Raw genomic sequence first — 14,135 nt, forward strand, 5'->3', positions numbered from 1 at the left:
CAAGCATGAAAAAGATAGTTGATTACAGGAAGTTATTGGGTGTTAACGAAGCTGCAGAACTGCAGGAACTGAAAACTGTTTACCGCAGCATGATGAAAACCTGGCACCCTGATAAATTTCAGCATAGTGCCGAGGAAAAGGAAGCTGCCGAAGAAAAAAGCAAAACTATTATAGAAGCTTACCACTTTTTGGTGAGCATTGCGCCCGAAACCCGCAACCAAACTATTGCCGACTACACGCTAACCACCACTTCTTCGAACATAGCCGACTATGAGTACAAATCGCAGGTGCTTAAAGTGAGCTTTTTGGATGGAAGCGAGTACGAATACTTCGATGTACCGCGTGCGATTTACGTAAAGCTTGTGAATGCCGATTCGCCGGGCCGCTTTGCCCGCAGGCATATCTTCAATAACTATGTTTACCGCAGCGTAAGCCGGTTGGTAGCCAGCGCTTAATACAGCAGCGCGTTGTTTAGGATTTGATTTGTGTTATTTTAAAGCTAGATTTAACACAACAATCAACCTAAACAATGTTATGATTTTCCTTGCAAAAAACTTTTCTTACAAATCGGCCTTTGTTGGTTGCATAATGGGCTTATCCATAGGTTTGGGTATGCTCAACTTCAACATCGCGTTAAATTTAGGGTTGATTTTAGCGGCGGTTTTCGGATTCAAAAAGAATCCAACCAATGTACCTGTGCATCAAAAAATGCCCAATAGTCTATAATAAGGCTCTAATTATTGCTAACTCTTAAATGATTGGCAATCTGTTGCTGTTCTGATTTCGATAACTTATCGCCTTCGTATTCCCATCCATCGCTACCGGCCAGGTTTATCTCGCCCAGGTAATCCTTTAAGTTTATATTATCTAACCCGGGGATGTTATCGCCAATTTCGCCGGGGATACTGAGGTGGTTAAAAATACTATCATCTTTTTTGCTGCCGCGATAGATGGCATAAACTACGGTATCGCTCCTGTTGAGCAGCGCAGCGTTCATCACTTCAAAATAAACTTCCAGTGCCCTGCCATTATCGGCCTTTACAGTTAACGAAGGTACGTGCAGGTAGTTGATAGATGCGTTGTCCATAGTGTTTAAGTTTTAATAATATAGCTACAAAGTTGTGCTGTAAATGTTTCTGCGCACGTTAAAAACGGTCGACTATAAATTCAAAACGCCCCGCTGAACCAGCGAGGCGCTTATTGTGCTTCCGATGAGATTCGAACTCATATCGACGGCTTCGGAGACCATAATTCTATCCATTGAACTACGGAAACAATGTTGGCGCAAATATAGGATAATTATGTAAGCGGATTTATCTGAACTCGAATTTTATGGAATTAACGAATTGGCAGAATGTACTGGCATGTATCAAGAAATTCTGTTAATTCTTAAAATTCCTTAAAATTCGAGTTCAGACAAATTTCAGCTTACCCATTCCCAACCCTTTCTATCTCATCGCCGGCGCTGCCGCCGCTGCGCTTTACGGTTTTGTATTGTTTGCCAAAACGATAGGTGAACGATATGCTGTAAACCCGGCTGTCTCTCCGCAATAAAAAATACTCCGTTGCGCTGGGGAAGGTGGTAAAGCCTTCCATGGCATTGGTGTAGAATACATCGCGTGCGCTCACTTTTATTGTACCCTTTTTGCCCAGTACCGGCCGCGATAAACCTACCGACATTTGCCCCGTTGGATATAGCAGCTCCGCCACATCGTTACGGGCGCGGGTGGTATAAAAGGCCGATAGCTCGGCCGTGTACTTTTTGCCGATGCTGAACTGGTTGCTTGCGTTCAGGTTCAACTGGTCAATCTGGGTGGTGTAAGTATTGCCGTTGAAGCCTTTTAGCTGCTTGTGGTTGTATTGCGCCTGTGCGGTTATTTGCCACCAGCTTGCCGGGGTGGTGGTTAAGGTGAACGACGCACCCAGGTTGTGCGTGCTGCCTACATTACCCTGGGTGTACAACAAAATGGCATCGTTGCTTGGGTCGGCAACGAATATTTGAGAGAAATAATTTTTAATACGGTTGTACGATACCGCCGTGCGCAGCAGGTTTTTATACTGATGGCTCAGTTCAAAGTTCCAGCTGAATTGCGGCAACAGGTAAGGGTCGCCGGTAATGTAGGTGTATTTGTTTACGATAAGGTAAAACGGGTTAAGGTTTTGAAAAGCCGGCCTGTCTATACGGCGACTGGCGGTCAGCGTGAAAGTGTTGGCGCTATCAGCCTCTATACTTAGATAGCCGCTCGGGAAAAACTGACCGTACGAGCGCGAGAACGACGAATCCTTCTGTATAGCGTTTCCCCGTTGGCTGGCATCGTAACCAGTATGCTCATACCGTAAGCCAAATTGCCCGCTTACCTTGCCCAGTTTAGTATCGTACGAAGTATAGAGTGCGTTTATCCTCTCCTTATAAATAAAATGGTTGTTTTTTACGTTGTCATCCATCCAGTTGCTGCCAATCAGGTTCTGGTAATCGGCCAGGTTATCGGTATTGCTAAACGATGCTTTGCCGCCAAATGCAAGCACGTCGGTTTTGTTCACCTTGATGGTATAATCGGCCTTCGCGGATCCGATGCTAATGGTGGTGGGGATGTTTCCGCGCGATACTTCCAGGTAACCATTTGTACCGCTTAGCTCGTTTTGGAAGTTCTGGTTCGCTTTAATACTGTAATGCAGGTAGTCGGCATCAACGGCCAGGTCTTGGTTAGCCGTCACCTTGTGCCGCAGGTTAAGGTTGATGGCGCCGTTGCGGAAACGGTTGTCGCTTGTGTTGGTGGTATATATCGATGAATCTACTACACCCTGCGGGTTTTGCCAGTCGGCGTTGGCGCGATTGCTGTTATGACGATTAACAGCTGTACCCGTAAGCACGATGCCGATAGTGGTTTTATCACTCAGGTAATAATCGAGGCCGGTTTTTACAGTATTATTGAAGGCTTTGCCGGGCGAGTACGAAAACTGATCGAGCAGGGCGGTAAGCTGGTTATTGCTATCGTAGTATTTACGTAAGGCATATATGCTGTAAAAATTGGTGTTGTAGTTTGCGCTGTAATTGAGGAAGGTGTTGAACTTGCCCACCCGGTAATTAAGCGTAAAGCTGTTGTTGCTTTTAGAATAAACCCCCTGCGCAAAAGAACCGGTTACCGATCCATTAAAACCCTTAACCGTACTCTTTTTGGTTTTGATATTGATGATGCCCGCATTGCCGCTGGCATCGAATTTTGCGGTGGGGTTGGCTATCAGTTCTATCTGCGATACCTGGGTAGCGCTCATACTGCCCAACAGGTTGGCCAGTTCGGTACCCGATAGGTAGGTGAGCTTATCATCTATCATCACGGTTACGCCGGGCTTGCCGTTTAAAGCAATGCCGCCATTACGGTCTACGGTAACGCCGGGCGAGCGTTCCAGCACCTCCAGCACGGTTGAGCCGGTGTTGGTAACGGATGCGTTTACGTCCAGCACCACTTTGCCTTGTTTGTATTGTACAGGCAGCGTTTTGGCTGTAATATTCACTTCTTGTAGGCCTGTGCTGGCTGCCTGCAGGGTAACGGAATCTTTATTGATATTGCCGGGGATATGGTACGACCGCGTAGTAAGTGGCGCATAGCCGGTATAGGTAACCACGAACGTATAATCGCCGGTTTTGATATTGCTGAAAATGGCAACGCCCTGCAAATTGGTGAGCGTGCTTTGCAGCACGGTATTGCCCTGCAGCAGCTTAACCGTGGCAGCCTCGGCAGGTTGCGCTTTCTCTACAGAAACGATGAGCGAAAAACGATGCGCATTATCGGGCTGGCCATAAGCAAATGCACAAAAAAGGCACAGCAAAGCCATGCAAGCGGTCGTTTTTAAATAATTCATCGATCAGTATTTTTTGTAAGACTCCCGCACTACTTAAATAGTTACAAGGCACCTTAAGTTAATGAAATGCGGTAAAGTTTATTTCATGCGAAGGCGAAGATTTTTAAGCTTTTAACTTTGCGGTCTTGGCGGCTTTGTGTGAAATCAGTTCACTTTGTATTCAAAAGGCCATCCTACCAAATCTTTATCCTCTCATTTGGAGCCTTGTAATTTTTATCGCCCGGCTGTACTGTAAATGCCTGGTAAAATGGGTCGAAATTCATTAAAGGGCCGTTCACGCGCCACATGGCAGGCGAATGCGGATTAGTATTCACATAAGTGCGCAGAAACGCATCCCTTGTCTTCACGCGCCATATCCGCGCAATCGACAGGAAGAAGCGCTGGTCGGGCGTAAAACCATCAATTTTAACATTGCCTTTTCCTTGTTCCGTCATCTTGAAAGCGTCGTAAGCTATAGCAATGCCACCGTTATCGGCAGTGTTTTCGCCCAGGGTCAACGCACCTTTTACATGAACGGTATCTAAAACGGTAAACGAACCATATAAGTTAACTACCTGGCTAGTTTTCGCTTTGAATTTTTCATAGTCCTCTTTGGTCCACCAGTTTTTTACGTTACCATCCTTATCAAATTGTGCGCCCTGGTCATCGAAGGCGTGTGTCATCTCGTGGCCAATTACCATCCCTATGCCGCTATAGTTAATGGCATCATCTGCCGAAAAATCGAAGTAAGGGAACTGCAGGATACCTGCGGGGAAAACGATTTCGTTAAAAGATGGATTATAGTAAGCGGTAACGGTAGATGGCGTTGTGCCCCACTCCGTTTTATCAACGGGCTTGTTTAGTTTTGCCAATTGAACCTGATAATCATTCTGGTTGAGTGACAGCACGTTTTCAAAGTACCTGGTCCTGGTGATATGCACCCTGTCGTAATTGCGCCATTTATCGGGGTAGCCAATTTTTTTGGTGATGGCGTACAGCTTTTCTTTCGCCTTTTGTTTGGTGCTATCGCTCATCCAATCCAGATGATTGATCCTGTTTTCGAAGGATTTTTGCAGGTTATTCACCAGCACCAGCACGCGTTTTTTGGCATCTTCGTTAAAATACCTTTTTACATAAAGCTGTCCTAACGCCTGGCCCAAATAGTTATCTACATCGTCGGTAATCACCTGCCTGCGCGACTTTTGCTTGTTCTGGCCCGATAATACTTTACGGAACCCGAACGAGGCATCCACGAATGGTTTGCTCAGCGTGCCGGCGTAGTTGATAAGCGTATTGGCTTTTAAGTAGGTTTTCCAATCGTTTATAGGAACAGATTTCAATAGTGCATTCAACTTATCGTAATAAGCCGGTTGTGCCATATCGATAGTATCGGTTTTGGCACCTAAATTGGCAAGCAATGCAGCCCAGCCAATGTTAGCCTGGGTTTTGCGGAGAGATGTGATTGCTATTTTATGGTAATTGGCTTTGATATCCCTTAACTCGATATTTGTTTTATGCGATGCAGCGATTTGCTTTTCGATGTTATAACAAACAGCGGCATTCTTTGTGGCGGTAGCAGCACTGCTACCGGTTAATTGAAACAAGGTGCTGATGTACTTTTTATAAGCTTGCTGCGTGCGTAGCGTAGATGAATCTGTTTTAAAATAATAGCCCTTTTCAGGCAGGCCGGTGCCGCTTTGGTAGGCGTGGGCGATGTTGATGCCGCTGTTTTTATTATCGGGCGAGATACCGAAACCGATGATGGAGGAATTGCCCGTTTTTTGTTCATCAGCAACGAATTTCATTAGCGATGCTACGTTGGTTATGGCATTGATACGTGCCAGTAGGGGCTTAACCGGCTGGTATCCGCGTTTGTTGATGGTTAGGGTATCCATCCCGGAAGCATAGAAGTCGCCTACTTTTTGGTCAATGCTCCCCATGGTGTTCTTCGTTTTTGAAACGCTGTCAAGGATATTTTGCAGCAGTTGCTTCTGCGGGATGTTGAGGAAAGAGTAGGAACCCACACCGGCCTGGTCATCTGCAATCTTTGCGGTGTCGTACCAGCGGCCATTTACAAAACGGAAGAAATTGTCGCCGGGTTTTATGCTGGAATCTATTCCGGCTACATCAACGAAGCTTCTCTTAGGGCCATCCAGGAAGGTCCAGGCACTGAGGATAAATAAGGCCAAACACGGGTAAAGTACTTTCTTCATAACATTATAGGATTGTTTAAAGATAGATTTTTTTGGCTATTTAAATGCCGAACACCGAATGCTGAATTACGAACTCCGAAGTTACCTTCATCATTCATTATTCGAAATTCGGTGTTCGATATTCTGTTCCCCCTTCAGGGCCTGCCTGCCGGTAGGCAGTGGCTAGGGGGCTATACGTTAAACCTAAAGTGCATGATGTCGCCATCCTGTACAATATAGGTCTTGCCTTCTACGCCCATTTTACCGGCTTCTTTGATAGCTGCTTCCGAGCCGTTGTGTTTCACGAAATCCTCGTATTTAATAACCTCCGCGCGGATAAAACCTTTCTCGAAATCGGTGTGGATAACACCCGCTGCCTGCGGTGCAGTAAAGCCCTTGGTGATGGTCCAGGCGCGTACTTCCTGCACGCCGGCAGTAAAGTAAGTGGCCAGGTTAAGCAGGCGGTAAGCCGCCTTTATCAGTTGCGTTACACCCGATTCGGTTAAGCCAAGATCGCCAAGGAACATCTGGCGATCCTCGTACGAATCCATTTCGGCAATTTCCGCTTCAATCTGCGCCGAGATAATCAGCACTTCCGCATTCTCTTCTTTAGCTACTGCCTTAACGCGTTCTACATAGGCATTGCCGTTTACAACCGATGCTTCGTCAACATTACAAACATACATTACCGGTTTAGCGGTAAGCAACCATATATCGGCAATATATTCCTGATCTTCCTCGGCAACGGGGGCAGTGCGGGCGCTTTTACCTTCCAGCAGGTGATTGCGGTAAATGGTCAGCACATCGTAAGCTTTTTTAGCTTCCTTGTCGCCACCAGTTTTGGCCATCTTTTCTATTTTCGATATCTTCTTTTCTATCGAATCAAGGTCTTTCAGTTGCAACTCGGTATCTATGATCTCCTTATCGCGGATAGGGTCTACCGAGCCGTCAACGTGTATCACGTTATCGTTATCAAAACAGCGTAAAACGTGTATAATAGCATTGGTGGCACGTATGTTGGCCAAAAACTGGTTGCCCAAACCTTCACCCTTGCTGGCACCTTTCACGAGGCCGGCAATATCCACTATTTCGATAACGTTTGGCACGATGCTCTTGGGTTTCACTATCTCGGTAAGCTTGGTCAAGCGCTCATCCGGAACGGTAATTACGCCCACATTAGGCTCGATAGTACAGAACGGAAAGTTAGCCGCCTGTGCCTTTGCATTTGATAAACAGTTAAAAAGTGTCGATTTCCCCACATTTGGCAAACCCACTATACCACATTGTAAACCCATATTAAATTAAACGCTAAATACTAAATCAGAAATTCTAAAAACTTATTGCTAACTGCCCACTGTATACTGCAAACCGCCAACTGAAATCAGGCGCAAAGATAACAGAAAAAAAGGCTTGGAATTTGAAAAAATAAACGACTTTTGCCAGCATAACAGCAGGGTATAAACAACGTTAAAAAGATGTAAACAAGAGGGTTTGTGATATGGAAGAAATGGTTGAACAGGTAGAACTATTACTGGAGCAGGAGGACGTTGCGCAACTGCAGGATTATTTGAACAACCTGAATATATCTGATGTTGAGGAACTTATAGGCGAACTTCCCGAGCATGGCCCTAAAATTATCGCTACCTTATCGCTCAACCGGGCGGTAAACGTATTCCGCATCCTCGATTTCCCCACCCAGGAGCGCATCATCAAGAAGCTTACCGGGCAAAAGGTTGGAGAGATTATCAACGAACTGCCACCCGATGACCGTACCGCTTTTTTTGCTGAATTGCATGGCGATGCCGTAAAGAACCTCATCCTGCACCTAAGCCCGGCCGACCGCAAAGAGGCCCTTTCCCTATTAGGTTACGAGGAAGAAAGCGTTGGCCGTTTGATGACGCCAGATTACGTGGCCGTAAAAAAAACCTGGGACGTAACGCGTGTACTATCGCACATACGCCGCTACGGTAAAAATTCCGAAACCATCGACGTTATTTATGTGATTGATGAGAACGGCGTGCTGCTGGATGATATCCGGATCCGCGAGATATTGTTGGTGAAACCCGAAACTAAGGTGAGCGACCTTATGGACGGCCGCCTGATAGCCCTCAGCGCCAACGACCCGCAGGAAGAAGCCATCAACGTTTTCAGGATGAATAACCGCACGGCCTTGCCGGTAATTGATGCAGAAGGCATATTGCTGGGTATAGTTACGGTAGACGATATCCTGTGGATAGCCAACGAAGAATACACCGAAGACATACAAAAGATAGGTGGTACGGAAGCTTTAGACGAGCCTTATTTGGATATCAACATTTTTCGATTGGTAAAAAAACGTGTGGGCTGGCTGATTGTTTTGTTTATTGGCGAGATGTTTACGGCAACCGCGATGGGTTTTTTTGAAGATTTAATTAAGCGCGTAACAGTATTAGCATTATTTATGCCCTTGATTATATCAAGCGGAGGGAATAGCGGTTCACAGGCCTCGACACTAATTATTCAGGCCATGGCATTAGGTGAGGTGACTGTAGCTGAATGGTGGCGGGTAATGCGTCGGGAGATATTATCCGGGTTGATGCTGGGGGTTACTCTTGGAATTGTTGGTTTTTTAAGAATTTATACCTGGACATTTTTTACCGATATATACGGCGAGCACTGGATATTAGTGGGACTGACCGTTGGGTTTGCATTGGTAGGAGTGGTGTTGTGGGGGTCGTTAGCTGGTTCCATGTTGCCATTGCTTTTAAAAAAATTAGGCGCCGATCCGGCGAGTTCTTCGGCACCATTCGTAGCTACGCTGGTTGATGTTACCGGCCTCATTATCTACTTTACGGTAGCGGTGCTTTTCATGAAAGGCGTTTTATTGTAAATTGTTGTTGTTGTTTGAGTAGTTTTTTATATTTTTAAAAGAAATACTTAAACCCAAACAATGGAATTACCTGTACCACCTCAAGAAACATTAATGCCGGCCGATCAGCCGCAAATCGTACTTACCGACGAAGCAAGATATTACCTGCAAAAAGCCGGGCAATGGGCCTATTTTTTAGGCATCATGGGCTTTATAGGCACGGCTTTTATCGCCATAATGGCCCTATTTGCAGGCACTATGTTTGCTACCATGGCGCGGGTAAACCCTTTAATGGAAGGGATGGCCGCCGGCTTGGGTACATTAATGACTGTTATTTATTTACTGTTGGCTGTATTCAGTTTCTTTTTTGCCTTATACCTTTACCAATTTGGCGATAAAATAAAAAATGCAGTTGCCTACAACAATACTGCCGAGGCAACCCTGGCATTCAGCAAATTGAAATCCTTCTTTAAACTGTGGGGTATTACCACAATCGTTTACCTATCATTTGTGGCATTAGCAATTATTGGCACTATAGTAGCCGGAATAGGCGCAGCATCTATGATGAGCCGCTAACCAAATAACAATAGCCCTAAAACAAAAATACCCTGCCTTTCGGCGGGGTATTTTTGCTTGTAATATTCAGGTTTAAATTAGGGCCTGCTTAATAAGAGAAATCTTCGTCAGCTTTGGCAACTTCATGCCCCTCGCTGAATTCGTAACGTTTCTCTACCACATCCTGGTGGTCTTTTATGTAATCTACCGTTTCTTTTAATCCTTCGGCAAATTTTTCGAAATCTTCCTTGTATAAAAATATCTTGTGCTTTATAAAAACTCCGTCTTCCAAACGTTTCTTGCTCTCAGTAATCGTAACATAGTAATCGTTGGACCGGGTTGCTTTCACGTCAAAAAAATAAGTCCTTTTCCCGGCTCTCACCTTTTTAGAGTACACTTCCTCACGTTCTCTGTTGTCAAAATCTCCCATAAATCGTTATCGTAATAGTTTTGGTTGGGATAAATATAACTAATTTTTTAAACCACAACTATTAATTGTAACAATATTGAATATTTATTAAAACTAATGCACAATAAAATTGTATGGTACGGCGTTTGCTAAACTTTTTCCTCTTCCTCCAGCAGTTGCTTCTCGTACAGCTCAAAGTAGGCTGTTTTAAGTTCCATCAGTTGGTTGTGGGTGCCTTGCTCAATAATTTGGCCGTTATCAATCACCAATATCTTGTCGGCATTTTTTATAGTGGATATACGGTGCGAAATAATCACGCTGGTTTTGCCCTGCATAATGCGGCCAAGGTTGCTCAATATCTCCTCTTCGGTGCGGGTATCCACTGCCGAAAGGCAATCGTCGAATATCAATACCTGCGGCTGCTTTACAATGGCGCGGGCTATACTTACTCGCTGTTTTTGCCCGCCGCTTAGGGTAACGCCACGCTCGCCAATCAACGTGTCGAATCCCTTATCCAGCTCCATGATGTTATTATAAACGGCGGCATCTTTTGCAGCCTGCTCTACGCGAGGCATATCCAGCACATCAGCGCTAAAAGCGATATTGTGCGATATAATATCCGAGAACAGGAACACCTCCTGCGGTACAAAGCCTATTTGCGAGCGGTAGCTATCCAGATTTAATTGCGTTAGCGGCTTATCGTCAACGAGGATTTCGCCGCCGGTTGTATCATACATCCGCATAATTAAATTGCCGATGGTTGATTTGCCCGAACCCGTGCGCCCGATGATGGCCACCATCTCGCCCGGGTTAGCCACGAACGATACATGCTGCAATGCCTTAATGCCCGTATCCGGATAGGTGAACGATACATCCCTGAATTCGATTTTGCCTGCCAACGTGTGCGGCAATGATTTGGGTGATTGTATCTCCGGCTCTTCCTGTAAAAACTCATTTATCCGCTTTTGCGAAGCCGCAGCCCGTTGCACCAGCGACGTTACCCAGCCCAGCGAAATCACAGGGAAAGCAAGCATGTTAAGGTAAACGATAAACTCGGCAATGTTGCCTGCGGTGATGTTGCCTTTCATTACCTCTACGCCGCCTATATATATAGTAATAACATTACTTAGGCCTATCAGCAATAGCATCGATGGAAAAAACATGGCCTGCACTTTGGCCATAGCCATGCTTTGCGTTTTATAATCCTCGCTTTCGGCAGCAAATTTTTGGCGTACGAAACCCTCACGCACGTAAGATTTGATAACCCTGATGCCTGAGAAGTTCTCCTGCACAAAGCTGGAAAGGCCCGATAAGCGCTTTTGTATCTGCTCGCTGCGATGCTCGATAATGGTATTTACATAAAAGATGATAACCGCTAAAACAGGCAGCGGCAATATCGAGAATATGGCCAGCCGCAGGTTAACCGTTACCATGGCGTATATTACAAGTATAAAAAGGATTACGGTGTTGATGCTGTACATAATGCCCGGGCCCAGGTACATGCGCACGCGGCTTACATCTTCGGTAACGCGGTTCATGAGGTCGCCGGTGTTATGGCGGCGGTAAAAAGCGAGCGACAAGCGCTGGTAATGACTGTATATTTCGTTCTTCATATCATACTCGATATGGCGCGACATGAGTATGATGGTCTGCCGCATAAAAAACAGAAATAAACCCCTCAGCAGGGCAAGCAACAAAACCAGCAAGCCGAACAGCAATAAACTCGAGCCGAATATGTCATAGATAACGTTTTGCCGTTCGAAGCCGTTGAATAGCTGGTAGGTACTGATATTCTCGGTAACCAAATCGAACGCTACCCTAACCACCTGTGCAGGCAAAACCGCAAATATATTCGATATGATTACGAACAGCACGCCGGGTATAAGCCGCCAGCGGTATTTATAAAAGAATTTATTGAGATATGCCAGTGCTTTCATTGTTGTCTACAGTCCGGAAGTCGGAAAGTCCGCAGTCCGAAAGAAGGAAGCTCAAAAGTAGGTAAAAGCAAACAAGCACGGAAAGGTAAAAGGCGAAAGATGGCGTTGTTATGGCGTTATTTTACCAACCGCATATCAAACCTAAACGGTCGCACATCTCCTATTTCTAACCCGGCGGCCTCAGGATGCATGGGATTAATCAAAACATTGTTAGCCAGCGGGTCAATCGCGCTGGGGATGTATAGCAGCAATGCACCTTTTGATTTTAACCAGGCGTTACCAATCCGCTGCAGTATAGTAGGTGCAGGGTATTTTCGCCAATTAAGCGGCAATTGGGCTATTTCTATGCGTTCGCTGCTGGCATCGTCGGGTATCGTGATGCTTACGGTCACCAGGTCGTTATGTATCTCGCCGGTTTGCAGATGTACCAGTTTCTCTAAAATAGTGGTCGATGAATTTACCGACGCATATATCACCGGGATATGCTTATGCCAGCGCGCCACTGATAATAACCCACCTTTGCCACTTAAGTCGCGGGCGTATTTTTCCCTGGTTATTCTGTAGAATATCACGAGTAAAAACCGTGCTCGATGCTGGAAAGCAAATCATTCACCATACGTGCACCCTCGCCGGTATCGAGCAGCTCAATTGGCGAAACTTCGCCTAAAGCCATATTTGGGCGGGCAAGCCAGGTATCGGTAGTGGCGGCATCCCCTAAAATATCCAGGCCACGGGTGTAAATACGCGTAAATTCGTATAAAAAATTCGATTGCTCTGTGGAGAGGCGCTCGTCTTTTTCGTAACGGTTTAATTGGCGGGTGCTAATGTGTAGGATGTTGGAAAGCTGCGTGCGTGAAATATTGGTTTTCGCCAAAACGGTATCAATGGCCTGCTTGGGTAGCCCATCGCGGATTTTATCGATTGCGTTTTCTGTAGAGGGCGGCGTGCGCTGATAAACAGCGCTTGGTTCTGCTAGCAAAAAGTTTAGAACACTATCGCTCTCTGATAATTCGTATGGGAGAGATGATATATCAAATATTTTAGGCTCTTTCATCTGGCATCTGCTTTATGTCCTCAAATATACAGACATATGTCCTGGATATCAAATTTTTTCATAATTTTCCCAAAAAAAATCTTTTAATCTTCGGACTTGCGGCCCTTTTCCGACTTCCGACTAATATAGTTTGCGCCTATTGAAAAAACCCCTACTTTTGCAGAACTGAAAAACGAATATTTTTTTTGCTGTTCTGTAATGCCCTCTAATCAACCAACCGATAGTATTTTTAACCAGCTCGACGCTTTCGGACACAAAAAAGTTGTGTTTTGCAGCGATCCGGAAACTGGGTTGAGGGCCATCATCGCTATTCACGATACTACTTTGGGTCCTGCTTTGGGCGGTACCCGTTTCTGGGCCTACAAAACCGAGCAGGAAGCCCTGCAGGATGTTTTGCGACTATCTAAAAGCATGACCTATAAATCGGCCATTGCAGGTTTAAACCTGGGTGGGGGCAAGGCCGTTATCATTGGCGATTCGCGTAAAGACAAAACCGAGGCTTTGTTGCGCAAATTCGGCCGTTTTATCAAAAACCTTAACGGAGAATTTATTACTGCCGAGGACGTGGGCACCAACCCGCGCGATATGGAATACATACGCATGGAAACCCAGCACGTTACCGGCGTACCCGAAACCATAGGCGGCAGCGGCGACCCGGCCCCCATTGCGGCCTTAGGCGTTTTTATGGGTATAAAGGCTTGTATAAAGGAACTTTACGGAAACGATAACGTAACCGGTAAATCCGTTATAGTACAGGGGATAGGGCACGTGGGTGAGCATTTGGTAAAACTGCTGCGCGATGAGAACGCAAAAGTGTACGTAAGCGACATCAACGACGAGCGCACCCGCCAGGTATCAAAAAAATACGGGGCCGAAGCGGTATCAAACAATAGTATATTTGATATCAATGCCGATATCTATGCGCCCTGTGCTTTAGGCTCTACCATCAATACACAAACCATTGGCAAACTACAGTGCGGTATCATAGCCGGCTCTGCAAATAACCAACTACAGGATGAGGCCCTGCACGGCCAAATGCTTTTGGACAAAGGCATCCTGTTTGCGCCTGATTACGTAATAAATGCCGGCGGTATCATCAATTGCTATTCAGAACTGATGGGCTTCAGCAAAAAACGCACCCTGCAGCTTACCGAGAATATTTACGAGGCCACACGCAATGTTTTGCGCTTATCTAAGGCCGAGGGAATTTCTACTACTACAGCTGCAAACAAAATAGCCGAAAAACGCATTGCAGATATAAAAAAAGTAAAATCAACCTATTAATATATTATCATAAACA

General features: G+C 45.6%; 12 protein-coding genes and 1 tRNA gene. 4 read left to right on the forward strand and 9 right to left on the reverse strand.

The features are described 5' to 3' along the window. Positions 1–5 precede the first annotated feature (5 nt). Positions 6–455, forward strand: coding sequence for a KTSC domain-containing protein (locus AC1DYT_RS18605; RefSeq protein WP_477459340.1), 450 nt, complete (start codon positions 6–8; stop codon positions 453–455). Between the two features lie 278 nt (positions 456–733). Here the strand turns inward: AC1DYT_RS18605 and AC1DYT_RS18610 are convergent, their stop codons facing one another. The 5 genes from AC1DYT_RS18610 to ychF form a co-directional block, all read right to left on the reverse strand. Further along, positions 734–1,087 carry a hypothetical protein gene (locus AC1DYT_RS18610; RefSeq protein ID WP_477471036.1) on the reverse strand — a complete coding sequence of 118 codons (354 nt, stop codon included), beginning with the start codon at positions 1,085–1,087 and terminating at the stop codon, positions 734–736. 116 nt (positions 1,088–1,203) lie between these two features. After that, a tRNA-Arg gene (locus AC1DYT_RS18615) sits at positions 1,204–1,275 on the reverse strand. Between the two features lie 153 nt (positions 1,276–1,428). Beyond that, entirely contained in the window at positions 1,429–3,861 is a 2,433-nt protein-coding gene (locus AC1DYT_RS18620) for a TonB-dependent receptor (protein WP_477471037.1), read from the reverse strand. A 173-nt stretch (positions 3,862–4,034) separates the two neighbouring features. Next, a complete protein-coding gene (locus AC1DYT_RS18625) occupies positions 4,035–6,053 on the reverse strand; it encodes a M13 family metallopeptidase (RefSeq protein WP_477471038.1) in 2,019 nt (672 codons plus the stop codon). Positions 6,054–6,223: 170 nt separating this feature from the next. After that, positions 6,224–7,327 carry a redox-regulated ATPase YchF gene (gene ychF / locus AC1DYT_RS18630; protein WP_477471039.1) on the reverse strand — a complete coding sequence of 368 codons (1,104 nt, stop codon included), beginning with the start codon at positions 7,325–7,327 and terminating at the stop codon, positions 6,224–6,226. Positions 7,328–7,530: 203 nt separating this feature from the next. Between ychF and mgtE the strand changes: the two genes are divergently transcribed. After that, a complete protein-coding gene (gene mgtE / locus AC1DYT_RS18635) occupies positions 7,531–8,901 on the forward strand; it encodes a magnesium transporter (protein WP_477471040.1) in 1,371 nt (456 codons plus the stop codon). Positions 8,902–8,961: 60 nt separating this feature from the next. Continuing rightward, complete coding sequence (locus AC1DYT_RS18640; protein WP_477471041.1) at positions 8,962–9,456, forward strand: DUF5362 family protein; 495 nt, start codon at positions 8,962–8,964, stop codon at positions 9,454–9,456. Positions 9,457–9,544: 88 nt separating this feature from the next. On the opposite strand, the gene AC1DYT_RS18645 is transcribed toward AC1DYT_RS18640, so the two are convergent. The 4 genes from AC1DYT_RS18645 to parS all read right to left on the reverse strand — a co-directional run bounded on the left by AC1DYT_RS18645 (position 9,545) and on the right by parS (position 12,835). Continuing rightward, positions 9,545–9,865 (reverse strand): DUF3276 family protein, encoded by a 321-nt coding sequence (locus tag AC1DYT_RS18645; RefSeq protein ID WP_477459332.1) that lies wholly within the window; start codon positions 9,863–9,865, stop codon positions 9,545–9,547. A gap of 128 nt (positions 9,866–9,993) precedes the next feature. Next, the gene (locus tag AC1DYT_RS18650) at positions 9,994–11,781 is read right to left on the reverse strand and encodes an ABC transporter ATP-binding protein (RefSeq protein ID WP_477471042.1); all 1,788 of its coding nucleotides are present in this window, start codon (positions 11,779–11,781) and stop codon (positions 9,994–9,996) included. Positions 11,782–11,897: 116 nt separating this feature from the next. Continuing rightward, entirely contained in the window at positions 11,898–12,353 is a 456-nt protein-coding gene (locus AC1DYT_RS18655) for an RES family NAD+ phosphorylase (protein WP_477471043.1), read from the reverse strand. Beyond that, positions 12,350–12,835: a type II RES/Xre toxin-antitoxin system antitoxin gene (parS, locus tag AC1DYT_RS18660; RefSeq protein ID WP_477471044.1), complete on the reverse strand. Its 486-nt coding sequence runs from the start codon at positions 12,833–12,835 to the stop codon at positions 12,350–12,352. The genes AC1DYT_RS18655 and parS overlap by 4 nt, the downstream gene beginning before the upstream one ends. A 198-nt stretch (positions 12,836–13,033) precedes the next feature. Here parS and AC1DYT_RS18665 point away from each other — a divergent pair, with 198 nt between their 5' ends. Beyond that, complete coding sequence (locus AC1DYT_RS18665; RefSeq protein WP_477471045.1) at positions 13,034–14,119, forward strand: Glu/Leu/Phe/Val family dehydrogenase; 1,086 nt, start codon at positions 13,034–13,036, stop codon at positions 14,117–14,119. Positions 14,120–14,135 lie beyond the last annotated feature (16 nt).

Source organism: Mucilaginibacter sp. P1_D10, from assembly GCF_056406215.1.